The sequence below is a fragment of the Herbiconiux solani NBRC 106740 genome (assembly GCF_001571005.1).
GTDB classification, from domain to species: Bacteria; Actinomycetota; Actinomycetes; order Actinomycetales; family Microbacteriaceae; genus Herbiconiux; species Herbiconiux solani.
In genome coordinates, this window is sequence record NZ_BCST01000001.1 from 236,372 (window position 1) to 261,695 (window position 25,324).

Consider the following 25,324-nt stretch of genomic DNA (forward strand, 5'->3'; position numbering starts at 1 on the left):
GGCTTCACCGGAACGGCTCCAATTGAACATCGTCGTCGGGATCACGGGTGGCATCGCGGCCTACAAGGCTGTGAACGTCATCCGTGGTCTCGTTCTGGCGGGGCACGACGTCCAGGTCGTGGCCACCGAGGCGGCGCTCCGCTTCGTGGGCCGGCCGACGCTCGAGGCCCTGTCACGCAACACCGTCGCGACGGATCTCTACGAGGGCGTCGCCGAGGTGCGGCACGTGGCCATCGGCCAGGCCGCCGACCTCATCGTGATCGCCCCGGCCACCGCGAACACCATCGCGAAGCTCGCCGCCGGCCTCGCCGACGACCTGCTCGGCAACACCGTGCTGGCCAGCAGGGCGCCCCTCGTCATCGCCCCGGCGATGCACACCGAGATGTGGCAGAACCCGGCGACGACCGCCAACGTGGCGACGCTCGTCGCGCGCGGCGTGCACCTGGTCGGCCCGGTCAGCGGTCAGCTGACGGGCAAGGACTCGGGGCCCGGGCGGATGGCCGAGCCCGAGGACATCATCCGCGAGGCGCTGGCCGTCGCGGAGGTTTCTGCTGACGGCGCTTCTGGCGCTGGTCGTTCGACCGCCGTGCATCGCGACCTCGAAGGCCGCCGCGTGCTGGTCACGGCCGGCGGAACCCGCGAACCGCTCGACCCCGTCCGCTTCATCGGCAACCGCTCGAGCGGCAAGCAGGGCGTCGCCCTGGCCGTCGCCGCGCGCGATCGCGGCGCCGAGGTCACCCTGATCGCCGCCCATGTCGAGGTGCCGCTGCCCGAGGGCGTCGAGGTCGTGCGCGTCGAGACGACCGCAGAACTCTTCGAGGCGACCACCGCATCCGCACCCTCGCACGACCTGGTCGTGATGGCGGCCGCCGTCGCCGACTACCGCCCGGTCTCGATCTCGGACGACAAGATCAAGAAGGCGCACACGGGGGAGCACCTCACGCTCGAGCTCGTGCAGAACCCGGACATCCTCGCCACGATCGCGCACGAGCCGCATCCCGGCCGGCTGGTCGTCGGCTTCGCGGCCGAGACCGCCGACGACCACGACGCCCTGCTCGAGCTCGGCCGCGCCAAGATCGCGCGGAAGGGCTGCGACTTCCTGGTGCTCAACTCGGTCGGCTGGCGCAAGGTGTTCGCCGCCGACAGCAACACGGTCACGGTCCTCGATGCCTCCGGCGCTATAGTTTTCGAGGCATCCGGAAGCAAGACGTCGGTGGCTGATGACATTCTCGGAGTGTTCGCCGCCGCCCTATCAGGAGCACAATGACCGCCCTTCGCCTTTTCACGTCCGAGTCCGTCACCGAGGGTCACCCCGACAAGATCTGCGACCAGATCTCCGACAGCATCCTCGACGCGCTGCTGACCGTCGACAAGCACTCCCGGGTCGCGGTCGAGACGCTCGTCACGACCGGGCTCGTGCACGTCGCCGGTGAGGTGACGACCGCCGGCTACGTCGAGATCCCCGCGATCGTGCGCGACAAGATCACCTCGATCGGCTACACCTCGTCCGACGTCTGGTTCGACGGCCGCTCGTGCGGCGTGTCGGTCTCGATCGGCGGGCAGTCGCCCGACATCGCCCAGGGTGTCGACAATGCGTTCGAGACCCGGGAGGGCTCGTCGACCGACGAGGCCGACCGTCAGGGCGCGGGCGACCAGGGCATCATGTTCGGCTACGCCACGACCGAGACGCCGCAGCTCATGCCGCTGCCGATCTGGCTCGCGCACCGCCTGTCGGCACGCCTCGCGGACGTGCGCAAGGAGGGCCTGCTCGACTACCTGCGGCCCGACGGCAAGACGCAGGTGACGATCGGCTACGACGGCGTCGTGCCGCGCACGGTCGACACCGTGGTGCTGTCGACCCAGCACGCGCCGAGCATCGGCCTCGACGACCTCCGCCGCGAGGTCGAGGAGGTCGTCATCCGCCCGGTTCTGGATGCGGCCCTCGCCGACGGGGTCGAGCTCGACTCGGACGGCGCGCGCATCCTGATCAACCCCACCGGCCGCTTCGAGATCGGCGGCCCGCAGGGCGACGCCGGGCTCACCGGCCGCAAGATCATCGTCGACACCTACGGCGGGGCCGCGCGCCACGGCGGCGGCGCCTTCAGCGGGAAGGACCCGTCGAAGGTCGACCGCTCGGCTGCCTACGCCATGCGCTGGGTCGCGAAGAACGCGGTCGCGGCCGGGCTCGCCGAGCGCCTCGAGGTGCAGATCGCCTACGCGATCGGCAAGGCGGCACCGGTCGGCTTCTACGTCGAGAGCTTCGGCACCGGCGTGGTGTCGGACGAGGTGATCACGGAGGCGCTCCGCGAGGTCTTCGACCTGCGCCCGGCGTCGATCATCGAGGATCTCGATCTGCTGCGCCCGATCTACAGCAAGACGGCCACCTACGGCCACTTCGGGCGCGAGCTGCCCGAGTTCACCTGGGAGCGCCTCGACCGCGTCGAGGAGATCCGCACCGCCGCAGGACTGTAGCGGTGGCCGGCGAGCCCGGGGCTTCGCGGCCCGCGGGGGCGCCCGGGCCGGCCCGGCCTGCTGGGTCGAATGGGGCTGCTGGGGCTACTGAGCCGGCGGAGTCCGCCCGGCCCGCCGTTGTCGCGCGGGTGATGCTGGAGTCGCCGCTGCCGCAGCTGGACAGGCTGTTCGACTACCTGGTGCCGACGGCGATGGTTCCGGATGCGCACCCGGGCGTGCGCGTGAAGGTCCCGTTGCGCTCGGCCGGCCGGACGGCTCGGGGCTATGTGATCGAGCTGGTGTCGCACGCGGCCTTCGAGGGCACACTGAGCGAGCTCGACGAGATCGTGTCTCCGCTGCCGGTGCTCACGCCCGAGGTGTGGGCTCTCGCGCGGCGGCTGGCCGACCGTGCCGCGGGGAGCGCCTGCGACATCGTGCGGCTGGCGGTGCCGCCGCGTTTCGTGCGGGTGGAGAAGGCGTTCATCGCGGCGCGGGCGGCGGCGAGCGCCGGCGACGGTGGGGGTACGGGTGCTGACTCGGGTGCCGCTGCCGACCTGACCGGGGCCGGTGCGGGGGACGGGACCGTCGAGTCGGTGGCCGAGACCGTCGAGGAGGCCGCCCCTGAGGCTCCCGAGCGGGTGCTGACCGGGTACTCGGCGAGCGACGCCCACCACCTCGTCGAGCCGGGGGCGCGCGCCGCGATCGACGCCATCGCCACGATCGCTGTACTCGAGCCGCGTGCCACGAAGCCGGTTGGCGACGACCCGAGCGGCGATGAGACCGGTGCACCCGAGCCGGGCGCGAGCGCAGCGGGCCCAGACGCAGCGGGCGCCAACGCAGTGGGCACGGCGCCGGCGGTCACCGTCGGGTACTGGGCGCTCACGATCGCCGAGCTGTCGGCGGCCGTGTTCGAGCGGGGCGAGTCGGTGATCGTCGCGGTGCCGGACTACCGCGACCAGAACCAGGTCGAGACCGCCCTCACCCACCTGGGTCTCGCCGACGCCATCGTGCGGCTGGATGCGCGGCAGGCCCGGAACGAGCGGTACGCGAACTTCCTCACCGCCCTCGACGGCGACCCCCACATCGTGGTCGGCAACCGGTCGAGCATCTACGCGCCGGTCGCGCACCTCGGCCAGATCATCATCTGGGACGAGGCCGACTCGCTGCAGTCCGAGCCCCTCGCGCCCTACGTCCACGTGCGGGACGCGGCCCTCGTGCGGCAGGAGCAGTCGGGCTGCCGATTGGCCTTCGTCGCGCACTCCCGGAGCACCGAGGTCGAGCGGCTGGTCGAGCTCGGATTCCTGCACGCGGTGCTGCCCACCCCCCGCTACCTGCCCCGCCTCGTGCCCACCGCCGAGCAGGAGGACGCGGGGGCGCCGCAGAACTCCGCACGCATCCCGTCGTCGGCCTGGAAGGCGGCGCGCGAGGCGCTGCAGCACGGGCCCGTTCTGGTGCAGGTCGCCCGGCCGGGCTACGCGCCGGTGCTCGCCTGCCAGAACTGCTCCACTCCGGCGGGCTGCACGGTCTGCGGCGGTCCGCTCCGGGTGCGCCGGGCGGGCGAACTGCCTTCGTGCACGCTCTGCGGCGCGATCGCCGTCAACTGGAGCTGCGCCCACTGCCACGGCACCCGGTACCGCTTCGCCTCGATCGGGGCGGGACGGACGGCGGACGAGCTCGGCCGGGCCTTCCCCGGCCTGCGGGTCATCGTCTCGGACGGCGAGCGTCCCGTGCTCGACGTCGACTCCCGGCCTGCCCTCGTCGTCGCCACGCGCGGCGCCGAGCCGGTGGCCGCCGGCGGCTACCGGGCGGTGCTCCTCCTCGACGGTCCGCGGATGCTCGCCCGGGAGTCGCTCCGCGTGGTCGAGGACTGCCTGCGCTGGTGGTCGAACGCGATCGCCCTCTCCGCGCCGCGGGCGACCAGCCTGATCGTCGGCGTCGGCGGGGAGCTGGCGAAGAGCCTGGTGACCTGGCAGCAGTCCGTCGTGGCCCACGACGAGCTCGCCGACCGGCGCCGCCTCCGCTTCCCGCCCGCCGTGCGGATCGCGACGCTGACCGGGGCCGCCGACACCGTGGCCGGCGCCCTCTCCGACCTCCAGGGGCTCATGACCGCCGAGGAATGGGCGAAGATGGACACACTGGGTCCGGTGCCCACCGACGACGGGAACGTGCGAGCGATCGTGCGGTTCGACTACGCGGTCGGTGCCGCCGTGGCCCGGCACCTGAGGGCACTGGTGGTCAAGAACGCCACGAGCCGGCGCGCCAAGGCAGGGCGCGGCCCCGGCTTCCGCCCGCCGCCCACCTTGCGGGTGCGATTCGACGATTCGGAGATCATGGAATGAGACTCGTGTTCGCGGGCACCCCCGCAGCCGCCGTGCCCAGCCTGGCGGCACTGGCCGAACGCCACGACGTGGCGGGGGTCGTGACCCGGGTCGACGCACCGCTCGGCCGCAAGAAGGTGCTGACCCCCTCGCCGGTGGCCGAGGCGGCCGCCGGACTCGGTCTCGCCGACGCGACGATCAAGGCCAATCGCCTCGACGACGAGGTCACCGCGCGGGTCGCCGCGGTCGACGCCGACCTCGGCGTGATCGTCGCCTACGGCGGCCTGGTCAAGGAGCCGCTGCTCAGCACGCCCCGCCTGGGCTGGATCAACCTGCACTTCTCGCTCCTCCCGCGCTGGCGGGGCGCCGCTCCCGTGCAGTGGAGCATCATCTCGGGTGACGTCGAGACCGGGGCCAGCGTCTTCCAGCTGGTGCCGGGGCTGGATGCCGGTGACCTGTGGGCGACGGAGCCCACCCCGATCAATGCCCACGAGACCGCGGGCAGCCTGCTCTCCCGCCTCTCGCTGTCCGGCGCCGACCTGCTCGTCCGCACCGTCGAGCGGATCGCGGCCGGCGATGCCCGACCGGTCCCGCAGACCGGCGAGGTGACCATCGCGCCGAAGCTCGGCATCGACGACGCGCGGCTCGACGTGCAGGACGACGTGGAGAGCCTGTACCGCCGGCTCCGCGGGGTCACGCCGGAGCCCGGCGCGTTCCTCGAGCTCGACGGGGTGCGGATCAAGATCCTCGACGCCGCCCCGGCCCGGGACACCCCGCGGCTGGAGCCCGGGACCGTGGAGGCTCAGGGCCGCCAGGTGCTGCTCGGCACCGCCACCGCCCCGCTCGAACTGCTCGTGGTGCAGCCGGCCGGCAAGAAGCCGATGGCCGCCGCCGACTGGTGGCGCGGTGCCGGCGTCGAGCGGATGGTGGCCCGATGAGCCCCCGCGACGACTCCCGCGATCCGTCACGCTACTCAGGCCGCGGCGACTCCGGTCGGGGCGACACCGGCCGCAGCAACGGCAACAACTCGGCCCGCGGCGACGGCCGCCGGGACCCCGGTCGGCGCGGGCCCGACCGGCGGAAGCCCGCCACGCCCACCGCCGGACCCTCGGCGGTTCAGCCGGCCCGCCGGATCGCGCTCGAGGTCATCACCGCCGTGCGCGAGGACGACGCCTACGCCAACCTGCTCCTCCCGACCAAGATCGCAGCTGCGCGCCTCGACACGGCCGACGCAGGTCTCGCGACCGAGCTGACCTACGGCACGCTCCGGATGCGCGGCTACTACGACCGGGTGATCGAGCTCGCCGCCGGACGGCCCATCGACGAGATCGACGGCCGGGTGCGAGACGTGCTCGAGCTCGGCTGTCACCAGATCCTCTCCCTGCGCGTGGCCCAGCACGCGGCCGTGAACGAATCCGTCGAGCTCGCCCGCCAGGTCGCCTCGCGCTCGTCGACCGGCTTCGTCAACGGCGTGCTGCGCACGATCGGCCGCACCCCGGCCTCCGAGTGGCTCGAGAAGGCGGTCGAGGCCGCGGACGCGGGCGGGGACGACGAGCGCCTCGCGGTCGCCGCCTCGCACCCGGCGTGGGTCATCCGCGCCTTCCGTCGCGCCCTCGGCGCCGACGGGGTGCCCGCCGACCAGGTGCCGTTCGAGCTCGACGAACTGCTGGAGTCGGACAACACGCCCGCCCGCCTCAGCCTCGCCGCCCTGCCGGGCCTGATCGACCGTGACGCGGTCGGCGCCGGCACCGAGCCCTCGCCGCTGTCGCCGATCGGTCTGCTCGCGCCCACCGGCGACCCGTCCGGCATCCCCGCCGTGCACGACGGGGTCGCCCGGGTGCAGGACGAGGGGTCGCAGCTCGCAGCGCTCGCCCTGACCCGAGCCACCCCCATCGTCCGTGGCGAGCGCTGGCTCGATCTCTGCGCCGGCCCCGGCGGCAAGACCGCGGTGCTCGCCGCCGAGGCGGCACCCGCGGGTGCCGTCGTCGTGGCGAACGAGCCGGTGCCCGCCCGTGCGGGACTCGTCCGGCGCGCGGTCGCGGCCATCCCGGACCCGCCCGTGGTCTGGGAACGCGACGGCACGACCATCGGCGCGGACCAGCCCGAGGCCTTCGACCGCATCCTGGTCGATGCGCCCTGCACCGGCCTCGGCGCGCTCCGCCGCCGGCCGGAGGCGCGCTGGCGGAAGACCCCGGGCGACGTGGCGGCCCTGGTGCAGCTCCAGCAGCAGCTGATCGACTCGGCGGTCGGGGCCCTCAAGCCCGGCGGTCTGCTGGCCTACGTGACCTGTTCGCCGCACGTCGGCGAGACCCGCGGGCAGGTGCAGGGCGCTCTCCGCCGCTGGGACGGCGTGCTCGAGCAGGTCGACACGCAGCAGGTGCTCCGCGAGATCACGGATGACGCGATCACCCTCGGCGGTGAGGATGCGGCCGCTCAGCTCTGGCCGCACCGCAACAACACCGACGCCATGTTCATCGCCCTCTTCCGCAAGGTCGCCCCCACCGCGTCCTGATCCCGACACCGGCGACGCCGGCGACAGCAGCGAGCACACAAGCAGCAGGACCGACCCGCGTCACACGAGCGCCACCCCGTCCGAGCACGCCAGCACCTGCGCCCTGAGCCGGAGTGCGGGGGAGTCGTCCCCCTCCTCCGGCTCCACCGGGTACGCCGACTCCAGCCGGGCGCAGAGCTCGCGCTCCTCGGCCGAGAGCTCGACGCCGCCCGGCCGCTCCCACACCACGATCAGCTGTACCGCCTCGGCCTCCCGGGCCGCACCGCAGGCGAGGCCGACCAGCGCGGCGAGCCCCTCGTCGCTCGGCTGCTCAGGCACGTCGTCGATCGGGATCAGGAGCGGGACCGGTCTGTCCTCCCGATCGAGGAAGAGCAGCCAGAGCTGCCGGCGGATGGCCTGGCCGACGAGTTCGGCGGCGAGCCCGCAGACGTCGGAGTCGGTGGGGACGGGGTGCTGCGCCGTCGTGGCGGCGTTCCTTCGCAGTTTCATGCCCCGATCCTCCGCGCCCGGCCGCACCGCCGGACGGCAGCCGCCAGATCTGTGGAGAACGGCCGGCCGATCACCCGCTGTGCAGAAGCCGAAGAAGAGCGCCCCCGAACACCAGGCTCTCCCCACCCCCGCCCGGTACGCTCGAACCGTGGCACTCCGCATCAACCCCAGCATCCTGTCGGCCGACTTCGCGAACCTGGAGAGCGAGCTCGACCGCATCCGCACCGCCGATCTGGCCCATGTCGACGTGATGGACAACCACTTCGTGCCGAACCTCACCCTCGGGCTCCCGGTCGTGGCCCGGCTGCAGGAGGTCTCGCCGATCCCGCTCGACGTGCACCTGATGATCGACGCCCCCGAGCGCTGGGCCCCCGCCTACGCCGAGACCGGCGCCTACTCGGTGACCTTCCACGCCGAGGCGGTCTCCGCCGGCGTCGATCCCGTCACGGTGGCCCGCAGCCTCCGCGAACGCGGCGCCCGGGCGGGTCTCGCGATCAAGCCCGGCACCCCGATCGAGCCCTACCTCGAGCTGCTGCCCGAGTTCGACATGGTGCTCGTCATGACGGTCGAGCCCGGATTCGGCGGCCAGTCGTTCATGCCCGAGACCATGCCGAAGCTCCGCACCCTGAGTGCCGCCGTCCGCGACGCCGGGCTCGACCTGTGGCTGCAGGTCGACGGCGGGATCAACGACGACACCATCGGGATCGCCGCCGAGGCCGGCGCCGACACCTTCGTCGCGGGCTCGGCCGTCTTCGGTGCCGACAGCGCCGCCGAGCGGATCGAGCAGCTCCGCACCCTCGCGGGCGAGCACACCCACTGACACCGGTACCCTTGACCCGTGAAGACTTTCGATGAGCTGTTCCTCGAGCTCTCCGCCAAAGCGGCCGAGCGGCCCGAGGGCTCCGGCACCGTGCGCGAGCTCGACGCGGGCGTCCACACGATCGGCAAGAAGATCGTCGAGGAGGCCGCCGAGGTCTGGATGGCGGCCGAGTACGAGACCGACGAGAACACCGCCGAGGAGATCTCGCAGCTGCTCTACCACCTGCAGGTGATGATGCTCGCGAAGGGCCTGACCCCGGCGGACGTGTACCGACATCTGTGACGGACGCGGTCGCCCGGCCGCACGCATCCACCCCGTCACCGAGACAGACACCGACACCCACCGAAAGCCGGAACACCCATGCTGAAGATCGCGGTGCCCAACAAGGGCTCCCTCTCCGAGACCGCCGCCCAGATGCTCGCCGAGGCGGGCTACCAGGGCCGGCGCGACTCCCGCGAGCTCGTCGTGCTCGACCCCCGCAACGGCGTCGAGTTCTTCTACCTCCGCCCCCGTGACATCGCCACCTACGTCGGTTCCGGCGCGCTCGACGTCGGCATCACCGGTCGCGACCTGCTGCTGGACTCCGAGTCGCCCGCCACCGAGACGGCCGCCCTCGACTTCGGCGAGTCGACCTTCCGGTTCGCCCGCCCCGAGGGCACCGCGATCGAGCTCACCGACCTCGAGGGCGCGCGCGTCGCCACGAGCTACCCGGGCCTGGTCCGCGGCTTCCTCGCCGGGTACGGCATCACCGCCCAGCTCATCCGTCTGGACGGCGCCGTCGAGTCGGCCGTGCGCCTGGGCGTCGCCGACGCCGTGGCCGACGTCGTCTCGACCGGCAGCACGCTCCGGAAGGCAGGCCTGGAGATCTTCGGCCCCGTCATCCTCGAGTCGACCGCGGTGCTGATCAGCTCGGGCACCGAGCACCCCGGTGCCCAGACGCTGCTGCGCCGCCTGCAGGGCGTTCTCGTCGCCCGCCAGTTCGTGCTGATGGACTACGATGTCCCGGTCGTGCACCTCGACGAGGCCTGCGCGCTCACACCGGGCATCGAGTCGCCTACGATCTCGCCGCTCCACGACCCCGAGTGGGTCGCCGTGCGCTCGATGGTGCCCAAGAGCGACACCAACCAGGTGATGGACGCGCTCTACGAGGTCGGCGCCCGGGCCATCCTGGTCAGCCCCATCCACGCCGCGAGGATCTGATGTCGCTCGCCGTCCGCGTGATCCCGTGCCTCGACGTGGCCGCAGGCCGCGTGGTCAAGGGCGTCAACTTCGAGAACCTCCGCGACGCCGGCGACCCGGTCGAGCTCGCGCGCCTGTACTCCGAGCAGGGCGCCGACGAGTTGACCTTCCTCGACGTGACGGCGACGGTGGATGCGCGCGACACGATGTACGACGTCGTGCGCCAGACCGCCGAGCAGGTCTTCATCCCGCTCACCGTCGGCGGGGGAGTGCGCACCACGGAGGACGTGGCCCGCCTGCTCGCCCACGGCGCCGACAAGGTGGGCGTCAACAGCGCCGCGATCGCCCGCCCCGCCCTGATCGACGAGATCGCCGACCGCTTCGGCGCGCAGGTGCTCGTGCTCTCGCTCGACGTCAAGCGCACCGCCCCGCGCGCCACCGTGCCCTCCGGCTTCGTCGTCACCACTCACGGCGGCCGCCGCGAGACCGAGTTGGATGCGCTGGACTGGGCGCGCGAGGCGATCGACCGCGGCACCGGCGAGCTGCTGGTCAACTCCATCGACGCCGACGGCACGAAGGACGGCTTCGACCTCGAACTCGTCGGCCTCATGCGCGAGCTCAGCCGCGTGCCCGTCATCGCGTCCGGGGGAGCCGGCCGGGTCGGGCACTTCGGCGAGGCCGTCAAGGCCGGCGCCGACGCCGTGCTCGCCGCCTCCGTCTTCCACCTGCGTGAGATGACGGTCGGCGACGTCAAGACCGAGCTGAAGAAGGAAGGGGTGGTCGTGCGATGACCGATCTCGACGGGATCCTCGACCGGGTGCGTTTCGACGACAAGGGCCTCCTGCCCGCCGTGATCCAGCAGTGGGACACCAAAGAGGTGCTCATGCTGGGCTATATGGACGCCGAGGCGCTCCGCCGCACGCTCACCGAGGGCCGCGTGACCTACTGGTCCCGGTCGCGCCAGGAGTACTGGCGGAAGGGCGACACCTCCGGGCACGCGCAGTACGTCAAGGGCGCGGCGCTCGACTGCGACGCGGACACCCTGCTGGTCGAGGTCGACCAGATCGGCGTGGCCTGCCACACGGGCGCCCGCCGCTGCTTCGACGTCGACCCCCTCGACCCCGTGGTGCTCGACGAGGGACGGGCCGGGAGCGGATCATGACCGCGACGACCCCGTCCTCTACCTCCACCGCGTCGACGACCCGCGCCGAGTTCGACGCGGTCGTCGGAAGCCACCGGGTGATCCCGGTCGTGCGCGAACTCTTCGCCGACGGCGAGACGCCGGTCGGCATCTACCGCAAGCTCGCCGACGGGAAGCCGGGCACCTTCTTGCTCGAATCCGCCGAGCAGGGCGGCATCTGGTCGCGGTTCTCCTTCATCGGCGTCTCGAGCTTCGGCCTGCTGACCGAGTCCGGCGACAGGGCCGCCTGGATCGACCTCGGCCTGCCGCGCGAACGCGCCTTCCCCGAGGGCATGCCCGAGGGGCCCCTCGACGCGGTCAGCGCGCTCTACGACCGGTGGAAGACCCCGGCCGTGGCCGGGCATCCGCCCCTCACCGGCGGCCTCGTCGGATTCGTCGGCTGGGAATCGGTGCGGCAGCTGGAGCGGCTCCCGAACCGCCCGCCGGCCGACTACGCCATCCCGAGCCAGGGGCTCGCCTTCGCCCACGAGATCGTCGTCGTCGACCACGCCTACGGCACCGTGCAGCTGATCGTCAACGTGCTCGCAGACGAGCGCGCGCACGCCTCGGCCGAGCTCTGGGCCGACGCGCAGGAGCGCCTGGACCAGCTGCAGACCCGGCTCGCCGAGCCCTCCGAGGCCTGGCTCGGCACCGCCGACTTCGGCATCCAGGCCACGCCCCGGGCACGCACGGAGCAGGACGACTACCTCGCCGCGGTCGAGGTCGCCAAGGAGCACATCCGCGAGGGCGACATCTTCCAGGTCGTCGTCGCCCAGCGGTTCGAGCTCGACTGCCCGGCCGACCCGCTCGACGTCTACCGGGTGCTGCGGATGCTCAACCCCAGCCCGTACATGTACCTCTTGACCCTGGCCGACACGGAGGGCGTCCCCTTCCAGATCGTCGGCTCGAGCCCCGAGGCCCTGGTCAAGATCGGCAAGGGTCACGCCCACACCCACCCGATCGCCGGCTCCAAGCCCCGCGGAGCCACCCCGCAGCTCGACCTCGAGCTCGAGCAGGAGCTGCTGGGCGACCAGAAGGAGAAGGCCGAGCACCTGATGCTGGTCGACCTGGCGCGGAACGACCTGCTCAAGGTCTGCGAGGCCTCCTCGGTGGAGGTGACCGAGTTCATGCGGGTCGAGCGGTTCAGCCACATCATGCACATCGTCTCCTCGGTCGAGGGGCGGATGCGGGACGGCGTCGACGCGGTCGACGTCTTCCGGGCCACCTTCCCGGCGGGCACCCTCTCCGGGGCGCCCAAGCCGCGGGCACTCGAGATCATCGACGCCCTGGAGCCCGCCCAGCGCGGGGTCTACGGCGGGGTCGTCGGCTACTTCGCCTTCGGGGGAGACGCCGACCTCGCGATCGCCATCCGCACCGCCACGATCCGCGAGGGCGTGGCCACCGTGCAGGCCGGCGGCGGAGTCGTCGCCGACTCGGACCCGGTGAGCGAGTTCCAGGAGTCGCAGAACAAGGCCGCCGCGCCGCTGCGTGCCGTGGCCGTCGCCAACGCCATGACCCGGGTGCGCTGATGACCGCGGACACCGGCTCGGGCGCGGGCGCGAGCTCAGACGCCGGCGCGGGCTCAGCCGCGGGCTCGGGTTCGGTCGCGCGCAAGCCCTCGACCGGAGGCCGCATCAAGGCCTTCACGATCCTCGCGGTGCTCGTGCTCAGCGGGCTGACCTTCCTGGCCTGGTCCCAGTCCTGGGGCTCGTTGCTGATCGCCGGGGGCACCACGACCGAGGCGTCTCTGGATGTGCCCGGCTCGGCCGCCGCGCCCGCCCTCTCGGCCCTCGGGCTCGCGGGGATCGCGCTGGCCGGAGCCCTCGCCATCGCCGGCCCGATCATCCGGATCGTGCTCGGCGCGCTCGAGGTCCTTCTCGGGGCCAGCGTGCTCTGGTCGGCGCTCGGTGCGCTCGGCGACCCGGTCGCCGCGGGAGCATCCGTCGTGACCACCAGCACCGGCGTGGCCGGACTCGGCTCGATCCGCGAGCTCGTCACCGCCGGGCCCGCGAGCCCCTGGCCTGCCGTCACCGTGGTGCTCGGCATCGCGATGATGATCGCCGGGATCGCCGTGGTCGCCACCGTCCGCCGCTGGCCGGCCGCGAGCCGCAAATACCAGGCCGTGACCTTCGAGGGCGCGGGCGGACGCCAGAGCGGCGACCCGGCCGACTTCTTCGACGACGAGCCGGACGACGAGCGAGACGAGGCCGACGAGCGCGACCGGTCCTACGACGCCACCGCGACCAGGACGGCGACAGCGGGTAACGCCGAGACGCGAGACGCATCCGCCGCAAAGCCCCCTGCCGGCGAGGCGCCCGAGACCGACGAACCCCTCCGTCGCGCCCGCGACGCCGCGGTCGACGACTGGGACAGCCTCTCCCGCGGCACCGATCCCACCCGCTGACACCCGGTAGACTTTCAACCGACGACCACTTTGAGACAGGAAGAGATCGATGAGCCACGAAGAGGATGAAATCGGCGAAGGCCACTCGCTCGCAGCATGGACCGGCGTCATCGTCGCCCTGGTCGGCATCGCGATCGGCACGGTCGCGTTCTTCTTCGACGTCCAGTGGCTCGTCTGGGCCGCCGCGGGCCTCACGCTCCTCGGGTTCATCGCGGGCTTCGTGCTCTCGAAGGCCGGCTACGGCGTGAACGGCGGCCGTACGCTGCAGAAGGAGCACTGACCCCGGTGCTCGCCGATCTCGTCGCGGGTGCCCTCGAGGACGCGGCTGCGCGGCAGACGGAGCGGAGCAGTTCCGCCGTCGAGGCCGCCGCGCTCGCGCGCCCGGCCGCACTCGACTCGCTGGCGTTCCTCGCTCCGGCCGACCGGGTGAAGATCATCGCCGAGGTGAAGCGGGCGAGTCCGTCCCGCGGCGCCCTGGCCGAGATCGCCGACCCCGCCTCCCTCGCCGCGCAGTACGCCGAGGGCGGGGCCAGCGCGATCAGCGTGCTCACGGAGCAGCGCCGTTTCAAGGGGTCGCTCGCCGACCTCGAGGCTGTCCGTGCCGCGGTCTCCGTGCCGGTGCTCCGCAAGGACTTCATCGCGACCGAGTACCAGGTGCTCGAGGCGCGGGCCGCGGGTGCCGACCTCGTGCTCCTGATCGTGGCCGCACTCGACCAGCCGACGCTCGTGCGTCTGCACGAGTTCGTGCTCTCGCTCGGGATGACCCCGCTCGTCGAGACCCACGACGCCGCCGAGGTGTCGCGCGCCGTCGACATCGGCGCCTCCCTGATCGGGGTGAACGCCCGTGACCTCACGACCTTCGAGCTCGACCCCGACCTCTTCGGCCGGCTCGCCGGCCGCATCCCCGCCGGAACGGTGAAGGTGGCCGAATCGGCCGTCAAGACCGTCGCCGACGTCGCCCACTACCGTGCGGCGGGGGCCGATGTCGTCCTCGTCGGAGAAGCCCTGGTCACGGGGGAGAACCCCGTGACGACCCTGAAGGAGTTCCTCTCCGTATGACCGATCTCCACTCCGTCCGTTCGCTCCGCGCCGAGGAAGGCCCCTTCTTCGGCGAGTTCGGCGGCCGCTTCATGCCCGAGTCCCTGATCGCCGCGCTCGACGAGCTCGACGAGGCGTACCAGCTGGCCAAGCTCGACCCCGAGTTCCACCGCGAGCTCGCCGAGCTCGGCCGCACCTACACCGGGCGCCCCTCGATCATCACCGAGGTGCCCCGCTTCGCCCGCCACGCCGGCGGCGCCCGCATCATCCTGAAGCGCGAAGACCTGAACCACACCGGTTCGCACAAGGTCAACAACGTGCTCGGGCAGGCCCTGCTCGCCAAGCGCATCGGCAAGCACCGCCTGATCGCCGAGACCGGCGCCGGCCAGCACGGCGTCGCGACCGCGACGGCCGCCGCCCTGTTCGGCATGGAGTGCGTCGTCTACATGGGCGAGGTCGACACCGAGCGCCAGGCCCTCAACGTGGCCAGGATGCGCCTGCTCGGCGCCGAGGTCATCCCTGTCACGAGCGGCACCCGCACCCTGAAGGACGCCCTGAACGAGGCCTTCCGCGACTGGGTCGCGAACGTCGAGAGCACCCACTACCTCCTTGGCACGGTGGCCGGCCCGCACCCGTTCCCGGCGATGGTCCGCGACTTCGTCAAGGTCATCGGCGAAGAGGCGCGTCAGCAGGTCATCGACCTAACCGGTGCGCTTCCGGATGCGGTCACCGCGTGCGTCGGCGGCGGCTCGAACGCGATCGGCATCTTCCACGCCTTCCTCGACGACGCGACCGTCGGCCTCTACGGCTACGAGGCCGCCGGCGACGGCGTCGACACCGAGCGGCACGCTGCCACGATCACGATGGGCCGCCCCGGCGTGCTCCACGGGTCGCGCAGCATCATGCTGCAGGACGAGGACGGCCAGACCAGCGACTCCCACTCGATCTCCGCGGGCCTGGACTACCCCGGCGTCGGCCCCGAGCACGCCTGGCTCTCCTCGATCGGCCGCGCCAGCTACCGCCCGGTGACGGATGCGGCGGCGATGGAGGCGTTCCGGCTGCTCTGCACCACCGAGGGCATCATCCCGGCCATCGAGACGGCACACGCCCTGGCCGGCACGATCGAGCTGGGCCGCGAGCTCGGCCCCGACGCCACCATCCTCGTCTCGCTCTCCGGGCGCGGCGACAAGGACGTCGAGACCGCCGGCCGCTGGTTCGACGTGCTCGACGAGCAGGGGAACGCGAAGATATGACCGCCGTCACCGGCTCGCCCGTCGGCAGCACCATCGCCCAGGCGAAGAGCGATCGGGCCGGAGCCCTCGTCGGCTACCTCCCGGTCGGCTTCCCGACCCTCGACGCGAGCATCGACGCCGCCGTCGCCCTGGTCGAGAACGGGGTCGACGTGCTCGAGCTCGGCCTGCCGTACTCTGACCCGGTGATGGACGGCCCGGTCATCCAGGCCGCCACCGTGACCGCGCTGGCGAACGGCACCCGGCTCCGCGACGCCTTCACCGCGGTGGAGCGCATCCGGGCCCGCGTCGACGCGCCGGTCCTGATGATGACCTACTGGAACCCGGTGCTGCAGTACGGCGTCGACCGCTTCGCCGACGACCTCGTCTCGGCCGGTGGCGCCGGGCTCATCACCCCCGACCTCACGGTCGACTCCGGCGCCGACTGGCTCGCCGCCAGCGACCGCACCGGGCTCGATCGCGTCTTCCTCGCCGCGCCCACCTCCACCGACGAACGGCTCCGGATGGCGGTCGAGAACAGCCGCGGCTTCGTCTACACCGTCTCGACGATGGGCATCACGGGAGCCCGCGGCGACCTCGACGCGGCGGCACGCACCCTCGCCGGCCGGCTCCGCGCGCAGGGCGCCGAGAGCCTCGCCGTCGGCATCGGCGTCTCGACCGCCGCGCAGATCGCCGAGATCCTGACCTATGCCGACGGCGCGATCGTCGGTTCGGCCCTGGTCAAGGCGCTCTCCGACGGCGGCGTCCCCGCGGTCGGCCGTCTCGCGGCCGAGCTCGCGACGGGCACGGGCCGGTAGCGGCGACCATGCTGCCGCAGAGCATCCCGGCCCCGGGGGCCGTGTCCTTCGACCTCACCCAGTGGCTGGCGAGTCTGGGCCTGGAGTTCTTCGGGCAGTGGAACCTGCCCATCCGCTTCTCGGCCATCGCCGTGGTGGTCGCGATCGTGGTCGCCCTCTGGCTGACCTCGCGTCGGCTCACAAAGCGGGGCGCCGAGCCCGGCATCGTGGTCGATCTCGCGATCTGGGCCGTGCCGCTCGGCTACATCGGGGCCCGCCTCTGGTTCGTGCTCGAGCATCCGTCGGTCTACTTCGACGGCTCGGCCTTCCCCGGCGCGCTCTTCGCGGTCTGGGACGGCGGGTACACCTTCACCGGCGGCCTGATCGGCGGCGCGATCGGTGCGCTGATCGGCTCGCGGCTGAGCGGCATCCGATTCTGGTCGTTCGCCGACGCGCTCGCCCCGGCGCTCCTGGTCGGCCAGGCCATCGGCAGGGTGGGGGACTACTTCGACCTGCTGCGCTTCGGCGTGCCGACGACCCTGCCCTGGGGCCTCGAGGTGCCGGCCACGACTCCCGGCTTCCCCGCGGGGCTCGCCGATGGCACCCTCTTCCAGCCCGTCTTCCTCTACGAGATCGTCTGGGATCTGGTCGGCGCCGCCCTCCTCGTGCTCGTGGCGCGCCGGTTCGCGCTGCAGTGGGGCAAGGTCTGGGGCCTCTACCTGATCTGGTTCGGCCTCGGCCGCTGGTGGATGGGCGGACTGCGGATCGACGTCGGCCCCCTTCTCGCGGGCGTGCGGCTCGAGGTCTGGGCCGGTTGGCTCGCGATCGTGCTGGGCCTGGTCGTGCTCGTCGTCCAGGCGCGGCGTCACCCCGGCGTCGAGACCGGCCCGTATCGGCCCGGTGCGGAGTGGGCCGGTCCTGCTGGGGTAGAATCGACCGACACGTATTCGGACGATGAGCTGGAGGGCGAGGACGCCCCCGAGCTCGCCGAGAACGAGGCAGTCGAACCGAGCGCCACAAGTGAAATCGGAGCGAAGTCCCCGTCCGCGCGATGACAGCACCCGGCGCGGAGAAGGACAAGTAGACACCGCAGGGCCGTGAGACCCCGCGGATACCCTGATATCAATGGGCCATTGGCGTCCCAGTTCCCTTATGAATCACGTAGAGGACGGTTCTCTATGGCCGATCAGCCTGCATCCTTCTCCTTCAGCGCGCTCCCGCCCGTCCAGGGTCTGTACGACCCGAGCGACGAGCGCGACGCCTGCGGGCTCGCCATGGTCGCCACGCTCCGCGGCACGGCCGGTCACGACATCATCGACACCGCCCTCGGCGCGCTCCGCAACCTCGAGCATCGTGGGGCGATCGGCTCCGACGCCGGTACCGGCGACGGTGCGGGCATCCTGACCCAGATCCCGGACGACTTCCTCCGCGCGGTCGCACCCGTCGAGCTGCCCCCGGTCGGGAGCTACGCCGTCGGCAACGCCTTCCTCCCGCTCGACGACGCCGAGCGCCGGAAGGTCGTCGAGCACATCCGCGACCTCGCCGAGCAGGAGGATCTCGAGATCCTCGGCTGGCGCGAGGTGCCCGTGCGCCCGGACGAGCTCGGCCGCCTGGCCCGGGACGCGATGCCGGCGATCCACCAGCTCTACGTGAAGTCGACCCGCACGACCGCGACCGGTGAGACGCTCTCCGACCTCGACCTCGACCGCCAGGCGTTCCGCCTGCGCAAGCGCGCCGAGCTCGAGCACGAGGTGTACTTCATGTCGCTGTCGTGCCGCACCATCACCTACAAGGGCATGGTCACGACGCTGCAGCTGGAGCCGTTCTACCCGGACCTCTCGGACGAGCGTTTCGCCTCGAAGCTCGCGCTCGTGCACTCGCGCTACTCCACCAACACCTTCCCCTCCTGGCCGCTGGCCCAGCCGCTCCGGATGATGGCGCACAACGGCGAGATCAACACCGTGCAGGGCAACCGCAACTGGATGCGCGCGCGCCAGTCCCAGCTGCACTCGGAGCTCCTCGGCGACCTCAGCCCGCTCTACCCGATCGTGACCCCGGGCCTCAGCGACTCCGGCTCGTTCGACGAGGTCGTCGAGCTGCTGACCCTGGCCGGGCGCTCGCTCCCGCACGCGATCATGATGATGGTGCCCGAGGCGTGGGAGAACCAGGCCGACTTCGAACAGGCCCGCCGCGCGTTCTACGAGTACCACTCGATGCTCATGGAGCCGTGGGACGGCCCGGCCGCCCTCATCTTCACCGACGGCACCCTGGCCGGCGCGACGCTCGACCGCAACGGTCTGCGCCCCGGCCGCTACCTGATCACCGACGACGGCCTGGTCGTCCTGGCGAGCGAGATCGGCGTCTTCCCGGAGGTCGACCCGGCACGCGTCGTCCGCAAGGGGCGCCTGCGCCCCGGCAAGATGTTCCTCGTCGACACGGCCGCCGGCCGCCTGATCGAGGACGACGAGATCAAGGCCGAGCTGGCCGCCGCCGAGCCCTACGCCGAGTGGCTGGAGGAGGGCCGGATCAACCTCCGCGACCTCCCCGAGCGCGAGCACATCGTGCACACGCCCGCCTCGGTGACCCGTCGTCAGCGCACCTTCGGCTACACCGAGGAGGAGATCCGCATCCTCCTCACCCCGATGGCGAAGGCGGGCGCCGAGCCGCTCGGCGCCATGGGCTCCGACACCCCGATCGCCGTGCTCTCCGACCGTCCGCGCCTGCTGTTCGACTACTTCACCCAGCAGTTCGCCCAGGTCACGAACCCGCCGCTGGACTCGATTCGCGAAGAGGTCGTGACGAGCCTCCGCCTCGGCCTCGGGCCGGAGCGCAACCTGCTCGACGCCACGCCCGAGCACACCCGTCAGGTGATCCTCGACTTCCCGGTGATCGACAACGACGAGCTGGCGAAGATCCAGCACATCGACCCGCGCTCGGGCAGCCGCCTGACCACGACCATCCGCGGCCTCTACCGGGTCGACGAGGGCGAGAAGGCGATGCAGAACCGCATCGCCGCGATGTGCGCCGAGGCCGACGAGGCGATCGAGAACGGCGCCGAGTTCATCGTCCTGTCCGACCGCGACTCGAACCGCGAGTACGCACCGGTGCCGTCCCTGCTCATGCTGGCCGGCGTCCACCACCACCTGATCCGCAAGCAGACCCGGATGAAGGTCGGCATCATCGTCGAGGCCGGGGACGTCCGCGAGGTGCACCACGTCGCGCTGCTGATCGGCTACGGCGCCTCCGCGGTCAACCCGTACCTCGCCATGGAGTCGGTCGAGAACCTGGTCAGGAGCGGTGTCATCGTCGGGGTCACCCCCGAGAAGGCCGTCAAGAACGTGATCAAGGCGCTCGGCAAGGGCGTGCTCAAGATCATGTCGAAGATGGGCATCTCCACGGTGTCCTCCTACGCCGGAGCCCAGACCTTCGAGGCCGTCGGGCTCGCACCCGAGTTCGTGAAGGAGTACTTCACCGGCACCTCCTCCAAGCTGGGCGGCGTCGGCATCGACGTGATCGCGGCCGAGAGCGGCGCCCGCCATGCGGCCGCCTTCCCGGACGACGCGGCCGTGACCGCGCACGAGCCGCTCGCGGTCGGCGGGGAGTACCAGTGGCGCCGTGAGGGGCCGCCCCATCTGTTCAACCCGGACACGGTGTTCCGCCTGCAGCACGCCACGCGCGCCCGGCGCTACGACATCTTCCGTGAGTACACGAAGCTCGTCGACGACCAGGCCGAGCACCTGATGACACTGCGCGGTCTGTTCAAGCTGCGCGACGGGGTCCGCCCGCCGGTGCCGATCGACGAGGTCGAGCCGGTCTCCTCGATCGTCAAGCGCTTCTCCACCGGGGCGATGAGCTACGGCTCCATCTCCCAGGAGGCGCACGAGACCCTCGCGATCGCGATGAACCAGTTGGGCGCCAAGTCGAACACGGGCGAGGGCGGGGAAGACGTCGACCGGCTGCTCGACCCGACCCGCCGCAGCGCGATCAAGCAGGTCGCCTCCGGCCGGTTCGGCGTCACGAGCATGTACCTGACCCACGCCACCGACATCCAGATCAAGATGGCCCAGGGCGCCAAGCCCGGCGAGGGCGGTCAGCTGCCCCCGACGAAGGTCTATCCCTGGGTGGCGCGCACCCGTCACGCGACCGCGGGCGTCGGCCTCATCTCGCCGCCGCCGCACCACGACATCTACTCGATCGAAGACCTCAAGCAGCTGATCTTCGACCTGAAGCGCGCGAACCCCGAAGCCCGCGTGCACGTCAAGCTGGTCAGCCAGAACGGCATCGGCGCGGTCGCCGCGGGCGTGACGAAGGCGCTGGCCGACGTCGTGCTGGTCTCCGGCCACGACGGCGGCACGGGCGCCAGCCCTCTGAACTCGCTGAAGCACGCCGGCACCCCGTGGGAGATCGGTCTCGCCGAGACGCAGCAGACGCTGATGCTGAACGGGATGCGCGACCGCGTGGTCGTGCAGGTCGACGGCCAGATGAAGACCGGCCGCGACGTCATCGTCGGCGCCCTGCTCGGAGCGGAGGAGTTCGGGTTCGCGACGGCCCCGCTCGTCGTCGAGGGGTGCATCCTGATGCGCGTCTGCCACCTGGACACCTGTCCGGTGGGCGTCGCGACGCAGAACCCGGAGCTGCGGGCCCGCTTCAGCGGCAAGCCGGAGTTCGTGGTCAACTTCTTCGAGTTCCTCGCCCAGGAGGTGCGGGAGTACCTCGCCGCGCTCGGCTTCCGGAGCCTCGAGGAGGCCATCGGCCACAACGAGCTGCTCGACGTGAACGCCGCCGTCGAGCACTGGAAGACCGACGGCCTCGACTTGAGCCCCGTGCTAGTGGGCCCCAAGTTCTCGGCCGACGAGCCGCGGGCCAACCGCCGCGCCCAGGAGCACGAGCTCGACAAGCACTTCGACAACCGCCTCATCCACGAGGCGCGGTCGGCGCTCGAGCACGGGGAGCCGGTGGCGATCACGCTGCCGATCCGCAACACCGAGCGCGCGGTCGGCACCATGCTCGGCCACGAGGTCACCAAACGCCACGGCGAGCAGGGTCTGCCCGACGGCACGATCCAGGTGACGCTGCTCGGCTCGGCCGGCCAGTCGCTCGGCGCCTTCCTCCCGTCCGGCATCACGCTGCGCCTGGAGGGCGACTCGAACGACTACGTCGGCAAGGGTCTCTCCGGCGGCCAGATCATCCTGCGGCCGGACCGCCACTCGGTCTTCGCGGCCGAGCAGAACGTGATCGCCGGCAACGTGATCGGCTACGGGGCCACCCGGGGCAGCCTCTTCCTCCGCGGCATCGTGGGGGAGCGGTTCCTGGTCAGGAACTCGGGGGCCACGGCCGTCGTCGAGGGTGTGGGCGACCACGCTCTGGAGTACATGACCGGTGGTCTCGCCCTCATCCTGGGTTCGACCGGGCGCAACCTCGGCGCCGGGATGTCCGGCGGCACCGCCTACATCCACGATCTGCACCCGGAGCGGGTGAACGCCGATTCGCTGAACTCGGGCGAGCTGCAGCTGCTCCCGCTCGGCGGTGCCGACGTCGAGATCGTGCGCGACCTGCTCGAGCGGCACCAGGCCGAGACCGGCTCGCCCCTCGCGGCCCGGATGCTCGCCGATTTCGACACCACGATCGCGGCGTTCACGAAGGTGCTGCCCCGCGACTACGCGGCCGTCCTCGCCACCCGGCAGGAAGCGGTCGAAGAAGGACTCGACCCGGACGGCGACGTCGTCTGGGGACGTATTTTGGAGGTGACAGGTGGCTGATCCCAAGGGCTTCCTGAAGACACAGGAGCGCGAGCTCCCGCCCCGCCGCCCCGTCTCGGTGCGGCTGATGGACTGGAAAGAGGTCTACGAGCAGGGCGACGCCGCGACCACGCGCCGCCAGGCCGGCCGCTGCATGGACTGCGGCATCCCGTTCTGCCATCACGGCTGCCCGCTCGGCAACCTGATCCCGGAGTGGAACGACCTGACCTGGCGCGACGAGGGCCGTCAGGCGATCGAGCGACTGCACGCGACGAACAACTTCCCCGAGTTCACCGGGCGGCTGTGCCCCGCGCCCTGCGAGTCGGCCTGCGTGCTGGGCATCAACCAGCCCCCGGTCACCATCAAGCAGGTCGAGGTCTCGATCATCGACCAGGCGTTCGCGAACGGCTGGGTTCAGCCGCACCCGCCCGAGCGCCTCACCGGCAAGACGATCGCGGTCGTCGGCTCGGGCCCCGCGGGCCTCGCCGCCGCCCAGCAGCTCACGCGCGCCGGCCACACGGTCGCCGTGTACGAGCGGGACGACCGCATCGGCGGACTGCTGCGCTACGGCATCCCGGACTTCAAGATGGAGAAGAAGCACCTCGAGGCGCGCCTGACCCAGATGATGTCCGAGGGCACCCGCTTCCGCGCCGGCATCGAGATCGGCGTCGACATCTCCTGGGACGACCTGCGCGCGCGCTACGACGCCGTGATCGTCTGCACGGGCGCCACCGTCCCGCGCGACCTGCCCATCCCGGGCCGCGACCTCGACGGCGTGCACTTCGCCATGGAGTACCTCGTGCAGCAGAACAAGGTCGGCGCCGGTGACGACATCCTCGGCCAGATCGACGCGGAGGGGAAGCACGTCGTCGTCCTGGGCGGCGGCGACACCGGCGCGGACTGCATCGGCACGGCGCACCGCCAGGGCGCCCTCTCGGTCACCAACCTCGCGATCGGCAAGCAGCCCCCCGCCGAGCGGCCCGAGACCCAGCCCTGGCCGATGCAGCCGACCCTCTTCGAGGTCGCCAGCGCCCACGAGGAGGGCGGTGAGCGCACCTACCTCGCGTCCACCGTCGAGTTCCTGTCGAACGAGTCGGGCGAGGTGCGGGCCATCCGCGTCGCCGAGACCGAGTTCGTCGACGGCCGCCGCGTACCCAAGGCCGGAACCGAGAAGGAGATCCCGGCCGACCTGGTGCTCCTCGCCCTCGGCTTCACCGGGCCGGAGACCGACGGGATCACCGATCAGCTCGGCACCCGCTTCGACCAGCGCGGCGCCGTCGAGCGCGCCGGCGACTACCAGAGCAGCACCCCCGGCGTCTTCGTCGCGGGCGACGCCGGTCGCGGCCAGTCGCTGATCGTCTGGGCCATCGCCGAGGGCCGCGCCGCGGCTTCCGCGGTCGACGCCTACCTGGAGGGCTCGACCGAGCTCCCGTTCCCTGTGAAGCCCACGGATCGCGCCATCTCGATCTGATAGCCTCCCAACCGCTTCCACACACCACCACCACATGCGCCCCGGCGCAGAACTCGGAGCAGTACACACTGATGAGACGCGCGAAAATCGTCGCAACACTCGGCCCGGCAACCTCCAGCTACGACACGATCAGGGCCATCATCGATGCCGGCGTCGACGTCGCGCGGATGAACCTGAGCCACGGCAGCTACGACGTCCACGAGGCGGTGTACCGCAACGTGCGGCAGGCCGCAGAAGACTCGGGCCGTGCCGTCGCCGTGCTGGTCGACCTGCAGGGTCCGAAGATCCGTCTCGGCCGGTTCGAGAACGGGCCGTACGACCTGGCCGAGGGTGACATCTTCAAGATCACCGTCGACGACATCATCGGCAACAAGGAGATCTCCTCGACGACCTACAAGGGTCTGCCGGGCGACGTCACCGCGGGCGACCCGCTGCTGATCGACGACGGCAAGGTCACCCTCCGGGTGCTCGAGACCGACGGCCGCGTCGTCACCACGGTGGTCGAGGTGCCCGGAGCGGTCTCGAACAACAAGGGCATCAACCTGCCCGGTGTCGCCGTGAACGTCCCCGCCATGAGCGAGAAGGACATCGCCGACCTGCGCTGGGGCCTCAAGCTCGGCGCCGACCTGATCGCCCTCTCCTTCGTGCGCAACGCCGAGGATGTGGTGCAGGTGCACGAGATCATGGCCGAGGAGGGCCGGAAGGTCCCCGTCATCGCCAAGATCGAGAAGCCGCAGGCGGTCGAGAACCTCGAGGAGATCATCGACGCCTTCGACGGCATCATGGTCGCCCGCGGCGACCTCGGCGTCGAGCTCCCGCTCGAAGCGGTCCCGATCGTGCAGAAGCGCGCGGTCGAGCTCTCCCGGCGGATGGCGAAGCCCGTCATCGTCGCCACCCAGGTGCTCGAGTCGATGATCTCCAGCCCGCGGCCCACCCGCGCCGAGGCCTCCGACTGCGCCAACGCGGTGCTCGACGGCACGGATGCGGTCATGCTCTCGGGCGAGACCAGCGTCGGCGAGTTCCCGGTGATCACCGTGCAGACCATGGCACGGATCATCGAGTCCACCGAGGAGCACGGCCTCGAGCGGATCCCTCCGCTCGGCACCAAGCCCCGCACCCAGGCCGGCGCGGTCACCCTCGCCGCCGCCGAGGTGGGCGACTTCGTCGAGGCCAAGTTCCTCTGCGTGTTCACCGAGTCCGGCGATTCCGTGCGCCGCATGACCCGCCTGCGTTCGAGCATCCCGATCCTCGGCTTCACGCCGGAGCCCGGCATCCGCAACCGGATGGCGCTGAGCTGGGGCGTGCAGTCCTACCTGGTCGACCGGGTGAAGCACACCGACGAGCTCATGGTGCAGGTGGACGACATCCTGCTGGGGCTCGGCCGCGCCCAGATCGGTGACAAGGTCATCGTCATCTCCGGTTCCCCTCCCGGGGTCGCCGGCACCACGAACGACATGCGCGTGCACGTCATCGGCTCGGCCCACAACCCGTCGGCCCCCGCGGTGATCGACAACTGAGGCACCCGCACGGCGACTGAGCCGTAGCGTCTTCGCGCTACCTCAGGATTCGGCCAGGATTCGATCAAGGTTCGATCGGTTCCTGGCCGATCGCCGTTTCCGGGCGGATCGGCGCTGCTAGATTCCCAACTGCCCGGGGAGCGAACGGCTCGACGGGTCTGTGGAACCTCGACCTGAAAGT

General features: G+C 71.6%; 21 protein-coding genes. 20 read left to right on the forward strand and 1 reads right to left on the reverse strand.

Going from position 1 to position 25,324, the window contains the following annotated elements:
• Nucleotides 1-22: 22 nt before the first annotated feature.
• From coaBC to HSO01S_RS01170, 5 genes are all read left to right on the forward strand, one after another.
• Entirely contained in the window at nt 23-1,267 is a 1,245-nt protein-coding gene (coaBC, locus tag HSO01S_RS01150; RefSeq protein ID WP_066038742.1) for a bifunctional phosphopantothenoylcysteine decarboxylase/phosphopantothenate--cysteine ligase CoaBC, read from the forward strand.
• The gene (gene metK, locus HSO01S_RS01155; protein ID WP_066038743.1) at nt 1,264-2,472 is read left to right on the forward strand and encodes a methionine adenosyltransferase; all 1,209 of its coding nucleotides are present in this window, start codon (nt 1,264-1,266) and stop codon (nt 2,470-2,472) included. Before coaBC ends, metK begins: the two co-directional genes overlap by 4 nt.
• 131 nt (nt 2,473-2,603) lie before the next feature.
• Nucleotides 2,604-4,790: a primosomal protein N' family DNA-binding protein gene (locus HSO01S_RS19275; protein ID WP_066038744.1), complete on the forward strand. Its 2,187-nt coding sequence runs from the start codon at nt 2,604-2,606 to the stop codon at nt 4,788-4,790.
• Entirely contained in the window at nt 4,787-5,707 is a 921-nt protein-coding gene (gene fmt / locus HSO01S_RS01165) for a methionyl-tRNA formyltransferase (RefSeq protein WP_066038745.1), read from the forward strand. Before HSO01S_RS19275 ends, fmt begins: the two co-directional genes overlap by 4 nt.
• Entirely contained in the window at nt 5,704-7,281 is a 1,578-nt protein-coding gene (locus tag HSO01S_RS01170; protein WP_084361195.1) for an RsmB/NOP family class I SAM-dependent RNA methyltransferase, read from the forward strand. The genes fmt and HSO01S_RS01170 overlap by 4 nt, the downstream gene beginning before the upstream one ends.
• Nucleotides 7,282-7,341: 60 nt before the next feature.
• Here the strand turns inward: HSO01S_RS01170 and HSO01S_RS01175 are convergent, their stop codons facing one another.
• Nucleotides 7,342-7,770 carry a hypothetical protein gene (locus tag HSO01S_RS01175; protein ID WP_066038746.1) on the reverse strand — a complete coding sequence of 143 codons (429 nt, stop codon included), beginning with the start codon at nt 7,768-7,770 and terminating at the stop codon, nt 7,342-7,344.
• A gap of 148 nt (nt 7,771-7,918) precedes the next feature.
• Here HSO01S_RS01175 and rpe point away from each other — a divergent pair, with 148 nt between their 5' ends.
• From rpe to pyk, 15 genes are all read left to right on the forward strand, one after another.
• Entirely contained in the window at nt 7,919-8,590 is a 672-nt protein-coding gene (gene rpe, locus HSO01S_RS01180) for a ribulose-phosphate 3-epimerase (protein WP_066039107.1), read from the forward strand.
• Between the two features lie 18 nt (nt 8,591-8,608).
• Nucleotides 8,609-8,872: a phosphoribosyl-ATP diphosphatase gene (locus tag HSO01S_RS01185; protein WP_066038747.1), complete on the forward strand. Its 264-nt coding sequence runs from the start codon at nt 8,609-8,611 to the stop codon at nt 8,870-8,872.
• Between the two features lie 78 nt (nt 8,873-8,950).
• Nucleotides 8,951-9,790 (forward strand): ATP phosphoribosyltransferase, encoded by an 840-nt coding sequence (hisG, locus tag HSO01S_RS01190; protein ID WP_066038748.1) that lies wholly within the window; start codon nt 8,951-8,953, stop codon nt 9,788-9,790.
• Nucleotides 9,790-10,560: an imidazole glycerol phosphate synthase subunit HisF gene (hisF, locus tag HSO01S_RS01195; RefSeq protein ID WP_066038749.1), complete on the forward strand. Its 771-nt coding sequence runs from the start codon at nt 9,790-9,792 to the stop codon at nt 10,558-10,560. Before hisG ends, hisF begins: the two co-directional genes overlap by 1 nt.
• On the forward strand, nt 10,557-10,931 hold the full coding sequence (hisI, locus tag HSO01S_RS01200; protein ID WP_066038750.1) for a phosphoribosyl-AMP cyclohydrolase: 375 nt from the start codon (nt 10,557-10,559) through the stop codon (nt 10,929-10,931). The genes hisF and hisI overlap by 4 nt, the downstream gene beginning before the upstream one ends.
• Nucleotides 10,928-12,478, forward strand: coding sequence for an anthranilate synthase component I (locus HSO01S_RS01205; RefSeq protein WP_066038751.1), 1,551 nt, complete (start codon nt 10,928-10,930; stop codon nt 12,476-12,478). Before hisI ends, HSO01S_RS01205 begins: the two co-directional genes overlap by 4 nt.
• Complete coding sequence (locus HSO01S_RS01210) at nt 12,478-13,353, forward strand: Trp biosynthesis-associated membrane protein (protein WP_066038752.1); 876 nt, start codon at nt 12,478-12,480, stop codon at nt 13,351-13,353. Before HSO01S_RS01205 ends, HSO01S_RS01210 begins: the two co-directional genes overlap by 1 nt.
• 49 nt (nt 13,354-13,402) lie before the next feature.
• Nucleotides 13,403-13,633 (forward strand): DUF6704 family protein, encoded by a 231-nt coding sequence (locus tag HSO01S_RS01215; RefSeq protein WP_066038753.1) that lies wholly within the window; start codon nt 13,403-13,405, stop codon nt 13,631-13,633.
• 5 nt (nt 13,634-13,638) lie between these two features.
• Entirely contained in the window at nt 13,639-14,412 is a 774-nt protein-coding gene (trpC, locus tag HSO01S_RS01220) for an indole-3-glycerol phosphate synthase TrpC (protein WP_066038754.1), read from the forward strand.
• Nucleotides 14,409-15,644, forward strand: a complete 1,236-nt coding sequence (gene trpB, locus HSO01S_RS01225) for a tryptophan synthase subunit beta (protein ID WP_066038755.1) — start codon at nt 14,409-14,411, stop codon at nt 15,642-15,644. The genes trpC and trpB overlap by 4 nt, the downstream gene beginning before the upstream one ends.
• Nucleotides 15,641-16,438, forward strand: coding sequence for a tryptophan synthase subunit alpha (gene trpA / locus HSO01S_RS01230; protein WP_066038756.1), 798 nt, complete (start codon nt 15,641-15,643; stop codon nt 16,436-16,438). Before trpB ends, trpA begins: the two co-directional genes overlap by 4 nt.
• Before the next feature lie 8 nt (nt 16,439-16,446).
• Nucleotides 16,447-17,472: a prolipoprotein diacylglyceryl transferase gene (gene lgt / locus HSO01S_RS01235; protein ID WP_066038757.1), complete on the forward strand. Its 1,026-nt coding sequence runs from the start codon at nt 16,447-16,449 to the stop codon at nt 17,470-17,472.
• Between the two features lie 123 nt (nt 17,473-17,595).
• Nucleotides 17,596-22,176 (forward strand): glutamate synthase large subunit, encoded by a 4,581-nt coding sequence (gene gltB / locus HSO01S_RS01240; RefSeq protein WP_066038758.1) that lies wholly within the window; start codon nt 17,596-17,598, stop codon nt 22,174-22,176.
• Nucleotides 22,169-23,626, forward strand: a complete 1,458-nt coding sequence (locus HSO01S_RS01245) for a glutamate synthase subunit beta (protein ID WP_066038759.1) — start codon at nt 22,169-22,171, stop codon at nt 23,624-23,626. The genes gltB and HSO01S_RS01245 overlap by 8 nt, the downstream gene beginning before the upstream one ends.
• 71 nt (nt 23,627-23,697) lie before the next feature.
• Nucleotides 23,698-25,143 (forward strand): pyruvate kinase, encoded by a 1,446-nt coding sequence (pyk, locus tag HSO01S_RS01250; protein ID WP_066038760.1) that lies wholly within the window; start codon nt 23,698-23,700, stop codon nt 25,141-25,143.
• The last annotated feature ends 181 nt before the right edge of the window (nt 25,144-25,324 follow it).